Raw genomic sequence first — 19,303 nt, 5'->3', positions numbered from 1 at the left:
TCTCCTCAGGGTGGCCCGGTATTCTACGTTTCTACGGCACCGGGGTCCATGCCGATACGAAAATGCCGCTTCAGGGCCGCAGCCACCAGGGGCTGGACAAAGGCACCTACGTCCCCCCCCAGGCGGCTGATTTCCCGCACGAGGCTGGATGAGAGAAACGTATGCTGATCGGAGGTCATCAGGAAGAGCGTCTCGATCCGCGCATCCATACGCCGGTTGATGGACGCCAGTTGAAATTCATGCTCGAAATCCGATATGGCGCGCAATCCGCGCAGGATGAGATGGGCCCTTTCTTCCTGAAGCAGATGAATCAGCAGTCCGGGAAAGGGGCGTACCCGCACCCCCGGAATCGCGCCTAAAGTCGCCTCGGCGAGCGCGACCCGTTCGGCGAGAGGGAAAATGGTAGTCTTTGCCGTTTGGGCGGCTACCGCGACGACGACCTCGTCGAACAGTGCCGCGGCTCGCCGCACCAGATCCTCATGGCCATTGGTGATGGGGTCGAAGGTGCCGGGATAAATGATCCGGCGCTCTGTATTGGGCTTAGTCATGGGGGTGCTCCGGCAAGGTCCGGTAGAGAACATAGTGTGCGGTACCGCAGTGGCCCCGCCGGTGGGCTTGCCAGTGGCGAGGGATCAGGGCGTCGTCCCATTGCTCCGCAGCGGAGGTTTCCAGGTAGAGCCAGCCTCCCGCAGCAAGTGTCCGGTCCTGCCACAGCAGATGAGCCATCCGGGCTGGCCAGCCCTGATCGAAAGGCGGGTCCGCGAAAAGGATATCGAAGGGTCTGGTACACTGTTGCAGGTACCCCAGCGCGTCCGTTCCCGCCAACTGCTGTGCCGCTACGCCGCAGGCGGCCAGATTCCGGGCCAGGAGCCGGCGATGACCAGGGTCCTGTTCGACAAAAACGACTTCCTGGGCGCCGCGTGACCAGGCCTCCAGTCCCAGCGCCCCGCTACCGGCAAAAAGATCCAGCACCCGCGCCCCGGCCACCTGCCCCTCCAGCCAATTGAACAGCCTCTCTCGTACCGCGCCAGGCGTGGGGCGCAGGGTACGGCCGGTTGGAGTCAGCAGGCGTCGCCCGCGATGACGCCCCGCGATGATGGAGATGCTCATGCGCAGCGGCCCGGCAGCGGGGATCGTCCCGCGAGGGGTGTGCGGGCACCCCGCGCATTGTTCGATTCCGCCCTTCGGTGGATAATGTAAAGGTTCATGGCGTCTGAGGTCTGCTTAACCCAATGGTGTTCGACTGGTTCAAGCGTAACAAAAGCCTCCCTGCGGGGGAAACGTTCGCCGAAGAGGCATTGCCCCCTGCCACTGTGGCGACTATCCCGGAAGACGCCCCCAAGGGACTTTTCTCCCGTCTTCGGCAAGGTCTGGCCCGCAGCCGGGAACAACTGGCCGGGGGTGTAGGGCGTCTGGTACTTGGTAAAAAGGTGATCGATGCGGATCTGCTGGAAGATCTGGAAGCCCTACTGCTACAGGCGGATCTCGGCAGCGCCGCAACCCGGGAAGTCATGGACAGCGTCACGGAACGGGTGCGTCGCAAGGAGCTCACGGACCCCGCCGCGCTCCAGGCGGCACTGCGCGAGTCGCTTCTGGATATCCTGCGTCCCCGCGCACAACCCTGGTCGCCCGAGAAGGGGCATTCTCAGGTGTTGCTCATGGTCGGTATCAACGGCGCGGGCAAAACGACCACCATCGGTAAACTGGCGGCACGCTGGAAAGCGGAAGGTTTCACGGTAGTGCTTGCTGCTGGCGACACCTTCCGCGCCGCTGCCGTCGAGCAGTTGCAGGGCTGGGGGAGGCGCGCGCAGGTGCCGGTGGTGGCGCAGGGTACGGGCGCTGACAGCGCCTCCGTGATTTTCGATGCGCTGACCACGACCCGCGCGCGTGGCAACGACCTGCTCATCGCCGATACCGCCGGGCGCCTCCATACCCAGGGCCATCTCATGGAAGAGCTGAAGAAGATCAGGCGGGTTCTCGGCAAACAGGACCCGGAGGCGCCGCAGCAGATCTGGCTGGTGCTGGACGCCGGGACCGGGCAGAACGCCCTCAATCAGGCGCGTCAGTTTCATGATGCGGTGGGGCTGACAGGTATTTGCATCACCAAGCTAGATGGCACCGCCAAGGGGGGTGTGGTGGCGGCCATCGCCAAGGCCCTGCCCATCCCTATTCGCTACATTGGTGTCGGTGAGCAGGTCGAAGACTTACGCCCCTTTGACCCCGAATCTTTTGTCGATGCCTTATTTGCGGAGTCGAAGTCATGATCGAGTTCATCAACGTCACCAAGCATTATCCGGGACGACATCATGTCCTCCGCGAGGTGAATCTGCGTTTGCGTAAAGGGGAGATGGCCCTGCTGACTGGACCTTCCGGTGCTGGCAAAAGTACACTCCTCAAGTTGCTTCTGCGCCTGGAAGATGTCAGTCACGGGACGTTGATGGTCAACGGTATCGATGTCTCCACCCTCAGGCGCCGCCATATTCCCGCCTACCGGCGGCGGATCGGCGTGGTCTTTCAGGACCATAAGCTGCTGATGGATCGCGATGTGTTCAGCAATGTGGCGTTGACCCTGCAGGTCGGAGGTCTCAGCGGCCGGCAAGTGCAAAGCCGGGTACGGGCGGCGCTGGAGAAGGTGGGGTTGGGGAATCGCGCACAGGATTTTCCAGCGATCCTGTCCGGGGGCGAGCAGCAACGGGTGGGTATCGCCCGCGCCATCGTCCATACCCCGGAAATTCTACTGGCCGACGAACCGACGGGAAATCTGGACCAATCTCTGAGCACGGAGATCCTGGACCTCTTCCGCGACTTCCATCACCACGGAACGACAGTGCTGGTGGCGACCCATGACCAATCGCAAGTCAACCGCCTCGGCCTGCCGGTATTTCACCTGGAACAGGGCCATCTGCACACGCCTGGGGAGGACAACGCGTGAATCTTCATGTTCGCCTGGAAGCCGCAAAAAATGCGCTGAACACGCTGATCAGACAGCCTGTGGCCACCTTCATGACCGTGTTCGCGCTGGCTATTGTTCTGGCGCTTCCGGTGGGTCTTTTCGCGGCCCTCAACAATCTCCAGCAACTGCTGGGACATTGGCAGGATCAGGCGCAGATCTCTCTCTTTCTGCACCAGGAAGCCTCCGCCGCCCAGATTCAGAACCTCCAGACCCTGCTCGAACGTGGCACCGGGGTGGTGAGCGTGCGTTATGTGGGTAAAGCCGCCGCCTTGACGGAGTTCGAGCACACCGCCGGCATGACGGCGGCCATCCAGACCCTGGGCGAAAATCCCCTGCCGGCCTCTTTCGTGGTCGAGCTGAACCCTTTGGCCCAGAGCCCGTCGTCACTGCAGACATTGGTGGCCTATTGGGGCCGGCAGCCGGGGGTGGCCAGCGCACAGTCAGACCTGGGCTGGGTGGCCCGTCTGCAGGCGATACTTTCGCTGGGTCAGCGCGCGGTCTGGATTCTCACCGGATTGCTCGCGGTGGGCGTTATTCTGGTCATGGGAAACACCATTCGTCTGCACATCGCCCAGCGGCGCGACGAAATCGATGTGGAGAGTCTGGTGGGGGCCACTCGCGCCTTCATCCGCCGCCCTTTTCTTTACCAGGGCCTGTTTCAGGGGGCAGTGGCCGGGCTGCTGGCCTGGATGATAGTCGCCATCACGGTATGGGCCTTGCAGGGGCCTGTGGAACGGCTGGCGGAACTCTACGGTACCCGCTTTCATTTGCTGGGCCTGAGTTCCGGGCAGGGCCTTGTTCTCATTGCGGCCAGTGCGCTTCTCGGCTGGCTGGGATCCCGCCTTGCAGTCGGGCGGCACCTCGACCATACTTTTTCCTGAGGGCGGATTTTTTGCGGCCCGTCCTTGAAACAGCGCGCCGGTGGCTCCATATGCCGGGTGATGTGTCGTGAATCAGAATCCACCAGACGGAACGTGCGGCCGTGTTCGGAGTCCAAGTACGCAGGACGGTGCATGAGGATTGCCATGAAGGAACTTGCGATAGCCAGTAGAGATTTGGTCAGCCCCGACGGGCTGGCGGGGTACCTGCGTTTTGTGAACGCCCAACCGCTGCTGCGGCCGGAAGAAGAACGTGATCTGGCCCGGCGCCTGCGCGATCATGGCGACGTGGATGCGGCCAAGGATCTGGTGCTCAGCCACCTGCGCTTCGTGGTGCGGGTGGCGCGGGGTTATCGGGGATATGGCTTGCAGGAAGCCGACCTGATTCAGGAAGGCAATATCGGCCTGATGAAGGCGGTGAAGCGCTACGACCCGGATCATGGCGTACGTCTGGTCTCCTTTGCAGTGCATTGGGTCAAGGCGGAGATTCACGAATTCATCCTGCGCAACTGGCGTATTGTCAAGGTGGCCACTACCAAGGCGCAACGCAAGCTGTTCTTCAACCTCCGTTCCAGCCGCAGCCATACCGGCTGGATGAGCGGTGAGGAGAGTGCCGCCATGGCGGACGATCTGGGTGTCACCCAGGCCCAGGTGCTGGAGATGGAAGGGCGGATGTCCGGTTACGATTACTCGCTCAACCTCGAACCGGATGAGGAACGGGAGGGCGGACGTGTCCTGGATCTGGCGGATCCCACCGGGTCGCCCATCGAGCAACTGGTGGAGCGGGACTGGGATCAGCAGCAGCACAAGGCCTTGCATACGGCGCTGTCGGCCCTGCCCCAGAGGGATCGCTACATCATTGAAAACCGCTGGCTGAGCGACGACCCCAAGACCTTACAGGTGTTGGGCGATGAACTGGGTGTTTCGGCGGAACGGGTGCGGCAACTGGAAAAAAGCAGTATGGGCAAGTTGCGTCAACAAATGCTGACGACGGCGGCAGTAGCTTGAGCGCCGTATTGCTTTTTCACGTGGACGATGCCGGGCGTTGGCCCAATCTGCTGGCCAATCTGCGTAATGCCCAGACAGCGGCGCCGGCGCAAAGCCTGCGGGTCATCGCGAATGGTCAGGCACCCGTGTCCCTCTGGGCGAAGGGCCACTGGCGGCGCGAGATCGAAGAGCGCATCAGTGCCGGAGTGCAGGTCGATTTTTGTGAAAATAGCTTGCGTAACATGGGGTTGAACCCTGACGACCGGCCTGCGGGCAGCCAATTGGTCGCCGCCGGCATCATCGCCATTGCGGATGCCCAGGAGGCCGGCGCCCTCTACATCAAGCCCTGACCACGCTGTACACAGTTACCCCCGTCACAAAATATAACGAGACAAATCCTCGTCCTGCGCCAGGTCTTTCAGACGGCTGTCCACATAGGCGGCGTTGACCTCCAGGGCCGTAGTGCTGCCGTCCGGTGCGACAAAAGCCACCTCTTCCAGCAGCCGCTCCATGACCGTATGCAGGCGCCGGGCGCCGATGTTCTCCACCCGTTCATTCACCTGCTGGGCAATTTCGGCGATACGCTGCACGCCATCCTGGGTAAAGTGTAAAGCCAGCCCGTCGCTGGCCAGCAACGCACCGTATTGCCGGACCAGCGCATTCTCCGGCTCCTGCAGTATCCGCACCAGATCCGCCGCACTCAGGGCCTCCAGCTCCACGCGGATAGGCAGGCGGCCCTGCAGTTCCGGGATCAGATCGGAGGGTTTGCTGAGGTGGAAGGCGCCGGAGGCGATGAAGAGGATATGATCGGTCTTCACCACGCCGTAACGGGTACTCACATTGGAGCCCTCCACCAGTGGCAGAAGATCGCGCTGTACCCCTTCCCGGGAGACATCCGAGCCCTGCTGAGTGCCGGAGCGCACCGCCACCTTGTCGATTTCGTCGATGAAGACGATGCCGCCGGACTGTACCCGTTCCAGTGCCAGGGCGCGAACTTCCTCTTCATTGACCAGCTTGGCGGCTTCATCGTCCGTCAACAGACGCTGCGCTTCGCTCACGGCGACGCGTCGTGTGCTGGTCTTCCCTGGCGCCATGTTGGAGAACATCTCGCGGAGCTGGTTGGTCATCTCCTCCATGCCGGCCGGGGCCATGATCTCCACCCCGCCCTTGGGGGCGCTCACCTCGATCTCGATTTCCTGCGCATCCAGCTTGCCTTCGCGCAGCATTTTGCGGAACTTCTGGCGCGTACCCTCGTCGCTGCGCGGTACGCTGCTGTCGCGCGGACCGGGAATGAGGATGTCGAGAATCCGCTCCTCGGCCAATTCCTCGGCGCGCTGGCGCAGCGCGACCTGCCGTTCGCTGCGGATCATGTCGACGGCGGTTTCGGTTAGATCGCGGATGATGGATTCCACATCCTTGCCCACATAGCCCACCTCGGTGAATTTGGTGGCTTCCACTTTGATGAAGGGGGCATTGGCGAGTTGTGCCAGACGCCGGGCGATTTCCGTCTTGCCTACCCCCGTCGGCCCGATCATGAGGATATTTTTGGGGGTGATTTCCTGATGCAGCGGCGGCGGCACCTGCCCGCGCCGCCAGCGGTTGCGCAGGGCGATGGCCACTGCGCGCTTGGCCTCGGACTGGCCGATGATGTACTTGTCCAGCTCCTGGACGATCTCGCGGGGGGTCATTTCAGACATGCTCATAGCTCTTCGATCGTATGTTGGTGGTTGGTATAGATGCAGATATCGCCAGCGATGCCGAGTGCGCGTTCGGCGACTTCACGGGCGGGCAGATCGCTGTTTTCCAGCAGGGCACGCGCCGCCGCCAGGGCGTAAGGCCCCCCGGAACCGATGGCGATGATGCCGTATTCGGGATCCAGTACGTCGCCCTGCCCGCTGATGATCAGACTTTGTTTATCGTCCGCGACGGCGAGCATGGCCTCCAGACGGCGCAGTACCCGGTCGGTGCGCCACTCCTTGGCGAGTTCCACGGCGGCCTTGGCCAACTGGCCGGGGTGGGCCTTGAGTTTGGCCTCGAAACGCTCCAGCAGGGTAAAGGCGTCGGCGGTGGCGCCGGCGAAACCGGTCAGCACCCCCGGATCTATACGGCGCACCTTGCGGGCATTGCCCTTCATGACCGTATTGCCGAAGGTCACCTGGCCATCTCCGGCCATGACCACGTTGGCGCCCCGCCGCACACAGAGGATGGTGGTGCCGTGCATTTGTTGCGAATCCGTCATGTTTTTCCCTCAAAGTGCTTCATGTCCTGGTCACCACGTCGCGACCGCGGGTGCGCGTGGTCGTAGACCTGCGCCAGTTGCTGATAATCCATATGGGTGTAGATAGCAGTCGTGCCAATACCCGCATGGCCTAAATATTCCTGCACCGCGCGCAAGTCGCCGGACGACTGCAGCAGATGGCTGGCAGCGCTGTGGCGCAGGGTATGGGGATGCAGCGGCTGCCCGAGCCGCGCATCGCCGAGTTTTTTGACCCGCACCTGAATGCTGCGCACCGTGAGCCGCTGGCCGCGCCGGTTGACGAAGAGGGCTGGCTCGCCGCTGGCCGCCACGGCCGGTCGCGCCGCAAGGTAGGCGCGAAGCGCTGCCCAGGCGGGCTGTCCTACCGGCACGATACGTTCCTTGTGCCCCTTGCCCAGCACCCGTACCGTGCCCGCGTGACGGTCCAGATCGCCCAGATTCAGTCCCGCCAGTTCGCTGACGCGCAGGGCGCTGGAGTACAGCAGCTCCAGGATCAGTTGATCCCGCAGCCCGGTGAAATCCTGCGGCGCCGCTTCCACGTCGGATAAGGCGGCAGGTTGCATCAGCAGGCGGGCCTGATCTACCGTCAGCCAGTCGGGCAGGCGCTGCTCCGCTTTGGGCATGGCGAGCCCCGACACCGGATTGCGCAGTTCGGGCGCATCCTGCTGCAGATGGCGATAGAGGGCGCGCAACGCCGCGAAATGTCGGCGCAGGCTGCGGATGGACACTCCGCGGCTGCGCTCCGCCAGGAGGTAGGCGCGCACGCTGCCGCGATCGATCTGGGCGATCTCCGTCTGCCCGCGCTGTAGCGAAAACCGCGCCCAGGCATGTAGGTCGCGGCCATAGGCGCTGATCGTGGCCGGACTGGCCCCGCCGCCCTGCCGGAGCGTTTCGATGAATTGGGCAACGGCGGTTTCGATCAGCATGGGGCTAGGCAGCGATCCAGTGCCGCCGTGACCAGACGGGCAATCTGGTCGAGCAGGTCGGCCCCGGCGTCCTCGGCATAGCGGTCGGGGTGCTGGCTGCCGAGCAGAATCCCTCCTTGCAGATGCTGACCGGCAAGCGGGATCAGGGCAAAAGATGCCAGTCCCGCCCCCGCCGCGCCGAAGAGGGTGCTGCGCAGGGTCGGGCTCAGGGTCAGCCCGGTCGCGGCGCGCAACAACGGCAGGCCGTTCAGAATCTCCTGAAAATCAGCCTGCTCCAACGGTAGAAACTGGGGCAATCCGGCCACGGGTGCGCGGGCGATCAGGGCCATTTCCTCCACCTGAAAACCCTCCCGCAGACGGGTGATGACGGTATTGACGGTCGTGGTACAGTCGGGTGTCTGCAACAGTTCGGTAGCCAGGTCGGAGAGGTGCAGGCCGAGTGCGGCATTCTGTTGGGCGGCACCCAGCAGTGCGCTGATACGCTGCTGCAGCCGGAGGTTTTCTTCGCGCAGCACCTGCGCCTGCCGTTCCAGCAGGGACGAAGCGGAACCACGTCCGACATGGGGCAGGGTCAGGGTGAGGAGCAGGTCTTCCTGGTCCCACAAAAATTGCGGATGCCGACGGAGATAGGCCAGGACCTGATCCGCCTGTGTTTCCAGTTCAGGCTCCGTAGCCACTCAGTCATCCTCCCAGTGGGTATCGCTGTAGCGTTCCGAGGCACCGTGAACCTCCAGCGCAGCGATCAGGCGCGCCAGCGTTTCACCTTCCTCATCATCGAGTTTGTGCAGAAAGGCCAACGCCGCCGTATCACTGTTCAAACCCTTGGCAACCGCCTCCAATGTCGTATCCCGCATGTCATGATCCCTCTTCAATGTGTTGGATCTTTGCCGGTAGCGGCCAGACGCCGTCGAAAACCACCTGCGCCGGACCGGTCATCATCACGGAATGTCCAGGACCCGCCCATTCGATCTCCAGAGTGCCGCCGGGCAGGGCCACCGCCACCGCATGATCCAGTTCATCCCAGCGGATGCCCGCCACCACGGCCGCACAGGCATTGCTGCCGCAGGCCAGGGTTTCACCCGCGCCGCGTTCCCAGACCCGCAGTTGAATATGGTTGCGGTCGCGGATTTCCATGAAGCCCACGTTGCAGCGCTCGGGAAAGGCCGGGTGTGTTTCGATCTGCGGACCCAGAGTGGCTACCTGGGCCTCCGCCGCGCTCGCGACACGCAGCACTGCGTGGGGGTTGCCCATGCCAACGGCGGCGATGCGCAGGGTGTGCTTCCCCGCGGACAGCAGGTATTCGGGAGATTCTTCATCGGCGCGGAAGGGGACATCGGCGGGGACGAGTTGTGGAACACCCATATTGACGGTGATATCCCCGTTCCCCCGGTGATGCAGGATCAGCCGCCCCGCCCGAGTCTCGACGGTGATGATGTCCTTGCCGGTGAGCCCGGCGCGGCGCACGAAGACGGCAAAGCAGCGGGCGCCATTGCCGCACTGCGCCACCTCGCCGCCATCGGCATTGAAGATGCGGTAACGGAAGTCGCAATCGGGGGATGCGGCGGCCTCCACCAGCAGGATCTGATCGCAGCCGATGCCGAAGTGGCGGTCGGCGATGGCGCGGATCCTCTCTGGGGGTAGATCGACGCGCTGACGGATGCCATCAAAAACGACGAAGTCGTTACCCAAGCCCTGCATTTTGGTAAAACGCAGGGCGGGCAACGCGGAATCCGTATGGGAATGGTTCATGCCATGAGTTTAGCAATGTCTGTCCAGGGAGGACAGTACGCGTCAGCGTTTTTATTTGGCTGGGGGACGTGGATTCGAACCACGGTTAGCGGAGTCAGAGTCCGCGGTCCTACCGCTAGACGATCCCCCAAAACAGGGGCGAATAATAGCCGTGGCCGACTATCTGTGTCAAACGTGGACCTCGATAAGCATATCGGTGTATAAAATTGACGGCGCGTTGCAAAAAAGGTGTTGTGGAAATGTTGCAACGTGTTCGCACCGGTGCTATAACTTGCACTGTAGTATTTGAAACACTGCTCTCGAGGAGGAGCCTAGTCATGAAGAAGAATCTCGTAGCTTTGGCCGTAGCAGCGGCTTTTGTGGTCCCCGGCGTCGCTTTCGCCGCAGACACTTCCAACGCGGACACCGGCCCTGTGGTGTTCGGTTATGCCCAGATCACCGGCGCCCAGCAGTTTGGCACCGGCCCCGGCAGTTCCAATGGCCTCATTTTTGGTGGCAACCGCGTCCGTCTGGGTTTCAAGGGCGAAGCGGTTCCCGGCGTGACCTATTACATCCAGGGCGCTTATGACGAGGCGGGCCTCGGCAACGCAAACGCTCTGTTCCCGCATTCCGGTGGCTTGCTCAACAACGGCCTCGGCGGCAATGTCATAGGCGGCGCTCAGGCACAGTTGATGGATGCTTGGATCAACTTTGCGCCGGTGCCCTTCGCCCAGTTGGAGGTCGGCAAGTTCAAGACCCCGGAAGGTTTGGAATACACCGGCACCGCGGGCAATGAACTGATGTTCATCTACCGCAATATGAACCAGTCCCTGCTGCCCGGACGCTCCGCTGGCGCCATGCTCCATGCCGACGACGTGATGGGTACAGGCATCGGCTATGCCGTGGGTATGTTTGATAATACCTCATTGGACAATTATACCGTCTTCAGTAACGGCAACACCTTTGGCGGTGGTCAGAGCGGACTCCTCAACGGCAACGGCAAGTACATCGTTTCCGGCATGTTGAAGTACAGCATGGGCCCGCTGCTGACCGCGGAACTGAGCGGCAGTATGGGTACAGCGACCGGGCGTGGTACCGACAACCTGACCAGTTGGAACGTTGGCGTCCAGGGCGGGATGATGGGCATCCACTACGGTGCGGGATTCACCAAGGCTTCCGGCGTGCCCGCATGGTCTTACCTGAATACCAACCCGTCGTATGCCCCGGTCACTTATTCCGCTACCGATTGGCATGCGGAACTCGCCGCCAACCTGTACGAGATGACGCTGACCCCCGACTGGCTGGACGTCGAGGCTGCCGCGCGCTATGACCAGTATGCGGTCCATGGTCAGGGCACCCTGGGTAATGCCACCGTGGGCTTGAACTACTACGTCAACCCAAACAATCCCCACGCCGCCGAAGTGCAGTTGAACTACATTCTGGCGACCCGTGGCGGTTCCATCAATAATGTTTATGGTACCTCCAGCAACGGCATTGCCCCCATCAACGGTGTTGCCTATAACACCCTGATGCTGCAGTTCCAGGCCGGCTTCTAAGTTCAAATAAGCCTTCGGGCCGCTTCGGTGGCCCCATTGCCGCCCCTTCGGGGGCGGTTTTTATTTGCTTTTTGGGATGTATACCGTTATAAGAAAGCCCGCTGCGGGGCTTGTGGCCCCGGCGTTTTTTCTTATGACCGTTTTTTGGGGAATATCAGTGGCTCGTCAAATCCGTAACATCGCCATCATCGCCCACGTGGATCACGGCAAGACCACGCTGGTGGATCAGCTCCTGCGCCAGTCCGGTACCTTTGCCGCCCACCAGCAACTGGAAGAGCGGGTGATGGACAGCAACGACCTGGAAAAGGAGCGCGGCATCACCATCATGGCCAAGAATACGGCGGTGCAGTGGGGCGACACCCACATCAACATCGTCGACACCCCCGGCCATGCCGATTTCGGCGCCGAGGTGGAACGGGTGCTGGGTATGGTGGACGGCGTGTTGCTGCTGGTGGATGCCGTCGAAGGCCCCATGCCGCAGACCCGTTTCGTCACCCGCAAGGCGCTGGAACTGGGCCTCAAGCCGATCGTGGTCATCAATAAGGTGGATCGCCCCGGCGCCCGCGCCGACTATGTCATCAGTGCCACCTTTGACCTCTTCGACAAGCTGGGTGCGACGGAAGACCAACTGGATTTTCCGGTGATCTATGCCTCCGGTCTGCAGGGCTACGCGGGGGAAGATCCCGAAGTCCGCTCCGGTGACATGAAGCCCCTCTTTGAGATGATCCTCGATAAGGTGGCGGCCCCGCAAGGAGATCCCGATGGCCCTCTGCAGATGCAGATTGCCGACCTCGATTACTCCAATTATGTGGGGCGTATTGCGGTAGGACGCATCCGTCGCGGCAGCATGCGTCCCGGTCAGGATATCGTGTTGATTCACGGTGTCGACAAGACCCAGACCAAGGCGCGCATCCTTCAGCTCCTCGGCTTCGACGGCCTCAAGCGGGTGCCGTGGGAAAGTGCTACGGTGGGCGACATTGTCGCCGTAACCGGCATTGAAGAGCCCTCCATCGGGGCCACCATCGCGGCGCCCGAAGCGCCGGATGCCCTACCGTGGAAACCCATCGATGAGCCCACCCTGAACATGACGTTTCAGGTCAATACCAGCCCCTTCGCGGGCCGGGAAGGCAAGTTTGTCACCAGTCGCCAGTTGCGCGAGCGTCTTTATCGCGAGTTGCTGACCAATGTCGCCCTGCGGGTGGAAGATACCGACAACGCCGATGTGTTCATGGTCTCCGGGCGCGGCGAGCTGCACCTGACCATTCTGGTAGAAAACATGCGCCGCGAGGGCTACGAGCTGGCGGTATCACGGCCCCGGGTGATTCAGCGCCAGGTGGACGGCGTCTGGGAAGAGCCCTATGAAGCGCTGACCATCGACCTGGAAGAACAGCATCAGGGCACCATTATGGAACGCCTGGGTATCCGGCGCGGCGAATTGCAGGACATGATTCCCGATGGCCGGGGCCGCGTGCGGCTGGAGTACCGGATTCCCGCACGGGGTCTCATCGGTTTCCACACCGAATTTTTGACGGCCACGTCCGGCACCGGAGTCATCAGCCATATTTTTGATAACTACGGTCCGGTAAAGGGCAGCATCCCTTCCCGTAACAACGGCGTGCTGATCTCGGCGGAAGAGGGCGAAGTGGTTGGATTCGCCCTGTTTAACCTGCAGGAACGCGGCCGGATGTTTGTGAGCCCCGGCGACAAGGTCTACGAGGGCATGGTCATTGGTATCCATACCCGCGACAACGATCTGGTGGTCAATCCGCTCAAGGAAAAGAAGCTGACCAATATGCGGGCATCGGGCTCAGACGAAAACATCATGCTGACGCCGCCGATCAAGCTGACGCTGGAGGCGGCGGTGGAGTTCATTGCGGACGATGAATTGGTAGAGGCGACGCCGCAGTCCATTCGTATTCGCAAGCGTTATCTGACGGAGAACGAGCGCAAGAAGGCGTCGCGTGGCGGCGGATAGAACGTCGCCGTAGAGGAATGAGCGGAAATGGCCCGGAGCCGATAGAAGGCTTCGGGCCATTTCCATGTCACATGGTGTCAGATTTTTCCAGAACGATCAGACGGAACCAGCCGCCGACAGCGGCCGGTGTATCGCTGCAGCGGTGCAGTTCCGGGCGCTGGGTCAGAAGGTCTTCAAACACCAGGTCGGTGTGGGTGGCAACGGGGCCGGACAGGGGAGCAAGCAGGCGTCGCCAGAAGGCGCGTTCACCGGGGCGCAGGAACTTGTCGAGGACCAGTATCCGGCCGCCGGGTTGGAGGACGCGGCTGGCCTCCGCTAATGCCAGGCCGGCATGGGGTACGACGGCCAGTATGAGATGCATGACGATAACGTCGAAGCAACCGTCCGGGAAGGGCAAAGCCTCGGCATCTGCCTGGACCAGCGAAAAATGAGGCGATGATCTGCGGGCGCGGCGGAGCATGCTGTGGGTGAGGTCGATGCCGATGGCTTCGCAGTGGGCGGGCAGATAAGGAATGTCCAGCCCGGTGCCGATGCCATCGACCAGGACGCGGCAGGGTCCTTGCGGAATATGGCTGAGGCTGCTTTGCCGCAGGGGGGCAGAGAAGCTGCGCACCGCCGAATCGTATATGGGCGCCCAGAGCGCATAGGCGCGCTGCAGGCTCTGGCGGCTCAATGGAAGACGGTCGCCACCGCCAGGCGAAAGGCGGGGATGGGAACCACGAAACTTTCGCCGGTATCGCTGACCCACTCGAAAGTGCCGTGCATGCTGCCTACGGGCGTGGACAGGACGGACCCGCTGGTATAACGGAAGCGTTGTCCAGGCTGCAGCGTGGGCTGTTCTCCAACCACGCCGGGCCCTTTGACTTCCTGGATATGACCTTCCGCATCGGTAATGATCCAGTGACGGCTGAGGAGCTGCGCCGTCTGCGGGCCGTTATTCAGCATCGTGATCTGATAGGCGAAGGCGAAGTGCTCCTGCTCCGGGCTGGATTGCTCCGGCAGATAGCGAGTCTCGACGCTGATCTGGATTTCTGTGGGGGGCTGGTCTTCCATGGGTCTGCTCCGGTCCGCTGGTCGGTGTTGCGATTCAGAAACAGTCTAACGGTCTTGAGGTGGGCTGCCAAGCTATACCGGCGGACCGATCAGCGTTTGGGCGCCGCAGCCGGGCGGGGGCGGTAGAGAATGAGCACGCGCCCGATGTGGCCGACAATGTCGGCATGGCTGGTGGTAGACAAGGTCCTTATCATGTCATCGCGTTCGTCATGGGATACCTGGGGTAGACGTACCTTTACGAGTTCGTGGGCGTGGATGGCGACCTCCAGTTCGGCGAGAACGGCGTCGGTGATGCCGTGGGCACCGATGATGACGACGGGTTTGAGGGCGTGTGCCTGTCCACGCAGGGCTTGTCTATGTTTCGCGTCCAGCATGGTATCCTCGTCAGTCTGGTTGGGCCGCTATGGGTGTAGCGGCAGAGTGTACGTTTGCAGAGGGCGGGGGTCAAAGCCTGGCCCGGAGGTGCGTTTTGGCAAGAAGTAAATCCAGTGAGAAGTGGCTGAAGGAACATTTCAAAGACCCATTTGTGCAGCGCGCCATGAAAGAGGGGTATCGCTCGCGGGCGAGCTACAAATTGCTGGAGATTCAGCAGAAGGATCACCTGATCCGGCCGGGCATGCGGGTGCTGGATGTGGGCGCGGCGCCGGGGGGCTGGACGCAGGTGGCGGCGCCGTTGATCGGCAGGAAGGGGCGGCTGGTGGCGGTGGATCGTCTGGCAATGGACCCGGTGGCGGATGCCACGGTAATCTGTGGCGACGTCTACGACGACGCCATACTGGCTGCCTGCCAGGAAGCCCTACCGGGCGGCGCCGACCTGATCATGAGTGACATGGCGCCCAACATGTCCGGTATTGCCAGTGTCGATCAGGCCCGCGCCATTGATCTCGCAGAGCTGGCTCTGGACATGGCCCATCGCTGGCTGGTGCCGGGCGGAGCGCTGCTGATCAAGGTATTTATGGGGTCCGGCGCGGAGGAGTTGCGCCGGGCGCTGCGCCGGGACTTCAAGAAGATCGTGGTGCGCAAGCCGGAGGCCTCCCGTGCGCGCTCCACGGAGCAGTACTGGCTGGCGCTGGACTTTCAGGGAGTTGCGCAGGAAAGGTTGGACAACGGTGGGGCGAGTTCCCTATAATCTGGCCCACGCGCAGTTAGCTCAGATGGATAGAGCGTCGGCCTCCGAAGCCGAAGGTCACTGGTTCGACTCCAGTACTGCGCACCAACTCCCGCAAAGGTCTGGGATCGTATTCCTGGCCTTTTCTCTTTCCCGCCGTGGTGCGGATACCAGATTATCCATCCCGACGGAAAAGAAAAATTCTCCCGAATATATCGTTCCCGGTCAATTGATGAAAAATGGCGAAAAGAACGTGTCCAAGCAGATATACCCATGCAAGATAGGACACCAGCCGGTGATATAGGGAAATGCGGGTGTATAATACAAAATCCGTCGAGTGCAGTCCGAGTATGGAATGTCCGCCGGGCAAAACAAAAAGCAGGATGGTTCCGGTCAATGCCATAAACGTAAACGACAATATACCAATGCCATGCCAAAATCCGGACAGTCCCACGGTATCGCCACCTTCCGGAAGCCTATGTCTCCCCAGGTTTCTGATATCCTTCACAACAAGTGATATACCGGCACGGTTCCATGGAAATAAAACGGAAAACTGCGATGCGGTATAGATCCATAACCACTCGACGAAAATGACCAGCGCCGACAGTATGCCGACATACTCATGCAGGTATAAAAAGAACCTGGTCTGCGGATCATGGACCAGCAGGCCAATACCCATCTGCAGCGTCAGGACGATGGCCATGGCCAGATGGATGATCTTGGTAGTGTTGTCAAAATCGTGTGCGCCGCTTTCGCTTGCAACGCTGTGGTCGTTAAGCGCCATTCTTGCTGCTCCTCGCTGTCGATAAAATCAAGGTAACAGATACGAGTTTCCAGGAAGCCGCTCCTGCCGTATACGGGTCTATCTCAATATTCCTTATAACTCATGATAGTCCAATCGAATTTTTCATCGCGCTCAGTGCGTTCTGCGGGTCCTTTATATACTGCAAGCGAATACCAAGGTCATCTCCGAGAATGATGATCGAGCCATATTTGAGTTTTGACCCGATCCAGCTCTGATCAACGTTTATATGGCGAATGGCCGAAGCGGGAATGATCGCCCTTATCGGACGGATCAGTCCGTATCTGACAATCAATTGGCCATTGTCTGCAGCACAGCTTGTAGTAAAGGTGAGCGTGGCTATGTTGGCGGCATCAATAAATGCCAAAACGATGAATACTGCACCAATGACGATGAAAAATCCGGTGCCGAGGAATAAAAATGGAAAGCTGCAGATAAATATGATCAGCGAACCCCAATATGCCGACTGGGCGACGGTAACATCCGCCAACACCATGGCAGGGTTTGATTTCAGGTCATATTGCTGCCCAGGCATGCTTGACTCCCGTATCCAGTAGTATGATCACAGGGTACCACCAACATCTGCAGCAATCTAACGATTTTCCGGATTCCGGTGGGCAACGAAGCCGCAGCATACATGGTACGTGAAAAAATAAAAGCTCCCCTTCAGAGAAGGGGAGAAGCAGGAGGAACTCCAGGCAAAATGTGATTATGCGGGCATCGGCGTGAACGCGATACAATACCCGTCGGGTGCGACGGGTCCGGCTACCACCTTACAGCACTTCGGGGCAATAAAATTGGCGCAGACAGAGCACTGATCCTTCCCCTTGGGGTGTGGCTGATATTGTACTTCCGCCTTGGGCGTGGTCCCCGGGCAATTACCCGCTGCATGGGCGGCACCGATGGGATTTACTCCGACCACCGTCCCCGCAGCCACGACGCCGGCCGTAATGGCGATACCTTTCAACATGTCACGACGGCTTATGTTCCCAGCCTTGGCATTTCCGGTTTCCTTCAGTTTCTCACTCATGATATCGCTCCTTCAGATGAACAGTTTTACAGCCTGCCTCACTACGATCAGCGGAATACTACTTCATAGATCCAAATAACCTTCCATCACTTTACCTCCTTCCAGTATTCCTTCTTGAGGAAATAGGCCACTATGGTAAAAAACGCCAGCAACCCGAGCACCCAGGGCCCGTCGTCGTGTCGTTGCACAACGGATGGATCGGACACGAATCTTAAGAATGCGACGATATCCGTGACCTGTTCCTTGAATTTCTGGGGAGATTCGTCCCCTGCCCGAAGCAGCTTCCCCTGTTCATTGACGATCCCGCCATACGGGGCAAGCACGTCCGGCATGGCTACATTGGGAAATACATGGTTGTTCCACCCCGACGGGCGCTTGGGATCCTGGTAAAAAGAGAGCAGATAAGTGTAGATCCAGTCCTGACCCTTGTACCGAACCATCTGACTGAGATCCGGCGGGGGGAGCCCGAACCATTTATGCGCCATCTGGGTCGGCATGGCGGAGATCATGTTATCCTTGAATGTCGATCCTGTCGGTAACATGATCTGTTTTTGCACATCGGCTCTGGACATGCCCAGGTCATGGGTCAAAAACTCATAACGCATGAATTTTATGGAGTGACATGCCATACAGTTGGTGGCAAACAACCTTGCGCCACTAATGATGGTTTTTGCATTATAGGTATAATGCGGTGTCAATAATTGTGGCTCGCCGTCCGCGAATGCACCAGATGCGCTGCCAGCAAACAGTCCCAGAGCCATTCCTGCCCACACAACATACTTTTTCATAACTCCTCCTCTCTGCCCGAACTCAGTGGGCATGGAAACGGACGCGCGCCGGCGGTGTCCTGGTCGGTTCAAATTTGCTCACGAACGGCAGCAAAAGGAAGAACGCCACATAGATGAACGCCCCCAATCTTTCCATGAAAAAATATTTCGGCAGCGGAGGCTGCTCTCCAAGATAGGCAAGCACGAAGAAGTTGATGAAAAATATGATCAGCAGGACACGGGTGACCGGACGATATCGTGTCGATTTCACCGGGTTTCTGTCCAGCCATGGGAGTACGAATGGGACCAGCACCGCGAACACCATTAATAGGATGCCGCCAGTCTTGTTGGGTATGGATCTCAGCATCGCGTAAAAAGGTGAAAGATACCACGGCGGCGTGACATCCGGCAGACTTTTGAGCGGATTGGCCGGCGTAGACATGGTACGTTCCAGGAAAATATGATGAAACGTCGGCGCGTAGAAGATGATCGCGCCAAAAATGATCAGCCATACGCCGAATCCAAACAAATCTTTTACAGAGTAGTAGGGGTGAAACGGAATACCGTCCACGGGATGGCCATCAGGCCTTTTATTAGCCTTGATTTCGATGCCATCGGGATTGTTGGAGCCGACTTTATGGAGATAAAGGATGTGAAAAACGATCAGCCCGACGATGACCAGAAACACCAATGTAACGTGCAGCGCCATGAACCGGTCCAGCGTGTCGCCGCTCATGCCGGGCCCACCGCGCACCAGGGTGGTAACCCAGCCACCGATAAACGGAATGGACTTCAATAAAGAAGTGATTACCGTACCGGCCCAGTAGGAGAGGTTTGAATAAGGCAACACATATCCGAAGAATGCCTCCCCCATGAAAGCCAGATAGGTCGTATAGCCGATGATCCAGACGAGTTCCCGTGGTGATCGGTGGGAACCGTACAGCATGCCCCGCGCCATATGCACATACAGCAGCACGAATATCAGCGATACCCCATCCACATGCATGTACTGCATCAGCCAACCGTAATGCACGTCGTACATGATGCCATAAACAGAGTCGTAGGCACCTTTGGCGGTAGGTATGTAATGTGCCAGCACCAGGAATCCCGACAGGAACTGCAGCACGACCATCAGCAAGAGTAACGATCCGGCGTAGTAGAAAATATTGAAGTTCTTTGGCGCGTAGTATTCAGCCATGTGCTCGCGCCACATTTCGGGCAGCGGCGAACGTTTGACAAACCATTCTTTGAAACTCATATCAGCCTCCTTTATCGGCTACCTC

At 60.0% G+C, this 19,303-nt stretch carries 24 protein-coding genes and 2 tRNA genes; 9 read left to right on the top strand and 17 right to left on the bottom strand.

What is annotated here, in order from left to right; all coding sequences use genetic code 11:
• Positions 1-23: 23 nt before the first annotated feature.
• Both coaD and rsmD read right to left on the bottom strand, forming a co-directional pair.
• A complete protein-coding gene (coaD, locus tag F6A13_RS12855; RefSeq protein ID WP_113525982.1) occupies positions 24-548 on the bottom strand; it encodes a pantetheine-phosphate adenylyltransferase in 525 nt (174 codons plus the stop codon).
• Positions 541-1,110, bottom strand: a complete 570-nt coding sequence (gene rsmD / locus F6A13_RS12850) for a 16S rRNA (guanine(966)-N(2))-methyltransferase RsmD (protein ID WP_126604361.1) — start codon at positions 1,108-1,110, stop codon at positions 541-543. The genes coaD and rsmD overlap by 8 nt, the downstream gene beginning before the upstream one ends.
• A gap of 122 nt (positions 1,111-1,232) precedes the next feature.
• Here rsmD and ftsY point away from each other — a divergent pair, with 122 nt between their 5' ends.
• From ftsY to F6A13_RS12825, 5 genes are all read left to right on the top strand, one after another.
• On the top strand, positions 1,233-2,264 hold the full coding sequence (gene ftsY, locus F6A13_RS12845) for a signal recognition particle-docking protein FtsY (RefSeq protein WP_126604360.1): 1,032 nt from the start codon (positions 1,233-1,235) through the stop codon (positions 2,262-2,264).
• Positions 2,261-2,932 carry a cell division ATP-binding protein FtsE gene (gene ftsE, locus F6A13_RS12840; protein ID WP_009568266.1) on the top strand — a complete coding sequence of 224 codons (672 nt, stop codon included), beginning with the start codon at positions 2,261-2,263 and terminating at the stop codon, positions 2,930-2,932. The genes ftsY and ftsE overlap by 4 nt, the downstream gene beginning before the upstream one ends.
• Entirely contained in the window at positions 2,929-3,834 is a 906-nt protein-coding gene (ftsX, locus tag F6A13_RS12835; protein WP_113525985.1) for a permease-like cell division protein FtsX, read from the top strand. Before ftsE ends, ftsX begins: the two co-directional genes overlap by 4 nt.
• 144 nt (positions 3,835-3,978) lie before the next feature.
• A complete protein-coding gene (gene rpoH, locus F6A13_RS12830; protein ID WP_113525986.1) occupies positions 3,979-4,839 on the top strand; it encodes an RNA polymerase sigma factor RpoH in 861 nt (286 codons plus the stop codon).
• Positions 4,836-5,168 carry a hypothetical protein gene (locus tag F6A13_RS12825; protein WP_113525987.1) on the top strand — a complete coding sequence of 111 codons (333 nt, stop codon included), beginning with the start codon at positions 4,836-4,838 and terminating at the stop codon, positions 5,166-5,168. The genes rpoH and F6A13_RS12825 overlap by 4 nt, the downstream gene beginning before the upstream one ends.
• Before the next feature lie 24 nt (positions 5,169-5,192).
• Here F6A13_RS12825 and hslU read toward each other — a convergent pair whose 3' ends face one another.
• The 7 genes from hslU to F6A13_RS12795 all read right to left on the bottom strand — a co-directional run bounded on the left by hslU (position 5,193) and on the right by F6A13_RS12795 (position 9,880).
• Positions 5,193-6,515 (bottom strand): ATP-dependent protease ATPase subunit HslU, encoded by a 1,323-nt coding sequence (hslU, locus tag F6A13_RS12820; protein ID WP_151528346.1) that lies wholly within the window; start codon positions 6,513-6,515, stop codon positions 5,193-5,195.
• A 2-nt stretch (positions 6,516-6,517) separates the two neighbouring features.
• The gene (hslV, locus tag F6A13_RS12815; RefSeq protein ID WP_113525989.1) at positions 6,518-7,057 is read right to left on the bottom strand and encodes an ATP-dependent protease subunit HslV; all 540 of its coding nucleotides are present in this window, start codon (positions 7,055-7,057) and stop codon (positions 6,518-6,520) included.
• Entirely contained in the window at positions 7,054-8,001 is a 948-nt protein-coding gene (locus F6A13_RS12810; RefSeq protein ID WP_126604358.1) for a tyrosine recombinase XerC, read from the bottom strand. Before F6A13_RS12810 ends, hslV begins: the two co-directional genes overlap by 4 nt.
• Complete coding sequence (locus F6A13_RS12805; RefSeq protein WP_126604357.1) at positions 7,995-8,678, bottom strand: DUF484 family protein; 684 nt, start codon at positions 8,676-8,678, stop codon at positions 7,995-7,997. The genes F6A13_RS12810 and F6A13_RS12805 overlap by 7 nt, the downstream gene beginning before the upstream one ends.
• The gene (locus F6A13_RS15465; protein WP_172959322.1) at positions 8,679-8,855 is read right to left on the bottom strand and encodes a hypothetical protein; all 177 of its coding nucleotides are present in this window, start codon (positions 8,853-8,855) and stop codon (positions 8,679-8,681) included.
• 1 nt (position 8,856) lies between these two features.
• Positions 8,857-9,750 (bottom strand): diaminopimelate epimerase, encoded by an 894-nt coding sequence (gene dapF, locus F6A13_RS12800; protein ID WP_113525992.1) that lies wholly within the window; start codon positions 9,748-9,750, stop codon positions 8,857-8,859.
• A gap of 56 nt (positions 9,751-9,806) precedes the next feature.
• Positions 9,807-9,880 (bottom strand) — tRNA-Gln (locus tag F6A13_RS12795).
• A 187-nt stretch (positions 9,881-10,067) separates the two neighbouring features.
• On the opposite strand from F6A13_RS12795, the gene F6A13_RS12790 reads away from it, so the two are divergent.
• Both F6A13_RS12790 and typA read left to right on the top strand, forming a co-directional pair.
• Complete coding sequence (locus F6A13_RS12790; protein WP_113525993.1) at positions 10,068-11,285, top strand: hypothetical protein; 1,218 nt, start codon at positions 10,068-10,070, stop codon at positions 11,283-11,285.
• A 157-nt stretch (positions 11,286-11,442) separates the two neighbouring features.
• On the top strand, positions 11,443-13,260 hold the full coding sequence (gene typA, locus F6A13_RS12785) for a translational GTPase TypA (RefSeq protein WP_113526358.1): 1,818 nt from the start codon (positions 11,443-11,445) through the stop codon (positions 13,258-13,260).
• A gap of 67 nt (positions 13,261-13,327) precedes the next feature.
• Here typA and F6A13_RS12780 read toward each other — a convergent pair whose 3' ends face one another.
• The 3 genes from F6A13_RS12780 to F6A13_RS12770 form a co-directional block, all read right to left on the bottom strand.
• Complete coding sequence (locus F6A13_RS12780) at positions 13,328-13,933, bottom strand: class I SAM-dependent methyltransferase (protein WP_113525994.1); 606 nt, start codon at positions 13,931-13,933, stop codon at positions 13,328-13,330.
• Positions 13,930-14,313: a Co2+/Mg2+ efflux protein ApaG gene (gene apaG / locus F6A13_RS12775; protein ID WP_113525995.1), complete on the bottom strand. Its 384-nt coding sequence runs from the start codon at positions 14,311-14,313 to the stop codon at positions 13,930-13,932. Before apaG ends, F6A13_RS12780 begins: the two co-directional genes overlap by 4 nt.
• An 89-nt stretch (positions 14,314-14,402) precedes the next feature.
• A complete protein-coding gene (locus F6A13_RS12770) occupies positions 14,403-14,687 on the bottom strand; it encodes a YhbY family RNA-binding protein (RefSeq protein ID WP_113525996.1) in 285 nt (94 codons plus the stop codon).
• 95 nt (positions 14,688-14,782) lie between these two features.
• On the opposite strand from F6A13_RS12770, the gene F6A13_RS12765 reads away from it, so the two are divergent.
• On the top strand, positions 14,783-15,442 hold the full coding sequence (locus F6A13_RS12765; RefSeq protein ID WP_009561097.1) for a ribosomal RNA large subunit methyltransferase E: 660 nt from the start codon (positions 14,783-14,785) through the stop codon (positions 15,440-15,442).
• Positions 15,443-15,452: 10 nt separating this feature from the next.
• Positions 15,453-15,529: transfer RNA gene (locus tag F6A13_RS12760), tRNA-Arg, on the top strand.
• Between the two features lie 67 nt (positions 15,530-15,596).
• Here the strand turns inward: F6A13_RS12760 and F6A13_RS12755 are convergent.
• From F6A13_RS12755 to F6A13_RS12735, 5 genes are all read right to left on the bottom strand, one after another.
• Entirely contained in the window at positions 15,597-16,205 is a 609-nt protein-coding gene (locus tag F6A13_RS12755; RefSeq protein ID WP_126604356.1) for a cytochrome b/b6 domain-containing protein, read from the bottom strand.
• Between the two features lie 100 nt (positions 16,206-16,305).
• Positions 16,306-16,758, bottom strand: coding sequence for a PH domain-containing protein (locus F6A13_RS12750; protein WP_113525998.1), 453 nt, complete (start codon positions 16,756-16,758; stop codon positions 16,306-16,308).
• A gap of 174 nt (positions 16,759-16,932) precedes the next feature.
• Positions 16,933-17,253 (bottom strand): iron oxidase, encoded by a 321-nt coding sequence (iro, locus tag F6A13_RS12745; protein WP_113525999.1) that lies wholly within the window; start codon positions 17,251-17,253, stop codon positions 16,933-16,935.
• 86 nt (positions 17,254-17,339) lie between these two features.
• Positions 17,340-18,041: a cytochrome c1 gene (locus F6A13_RS12740; RefSeq protein ID WP_113526000.1), complete on the bottom strand. Its 702-nt coding sequence runs from the start codon at positions 18,039-18,041 to the stop codon at positions 17,340-17,342.
• Between the two features lie 22 nt (positions 18,042-18,063).
• Positions 18,064-19,278 carry a cytochrome b gene (locus F6A13_RS12735; protein WP_113526001.1) on the bottom strand — a complete coding sequence of 405 codons (1,215 nt, stop codon included), beginning with the start codon at positions 19,276-19,278 and terminating at the stop codon, positions 18,064-18,066.
• Positions 19,279-19,303: the final 25 nt, after the last annotated feature.

Origin of the sequence: Acidithiobacillus sp. 'AMD consortium', assembly GCF_008926505.1 — a bacterium.
Taxonomy (GTDB): domain Bacteria; phylum Pseudomonadota; class Gammaproteobacteria; order Acidithiobacillales; family Acidithiobacillaceae; genus Acidithiobacillus; species Acidithiobacillus ferridurans.
Note: the sequence above shows the minus strand (reverse complement) of the source record. Positions and strands in the feature narration are given on the sequence as shown.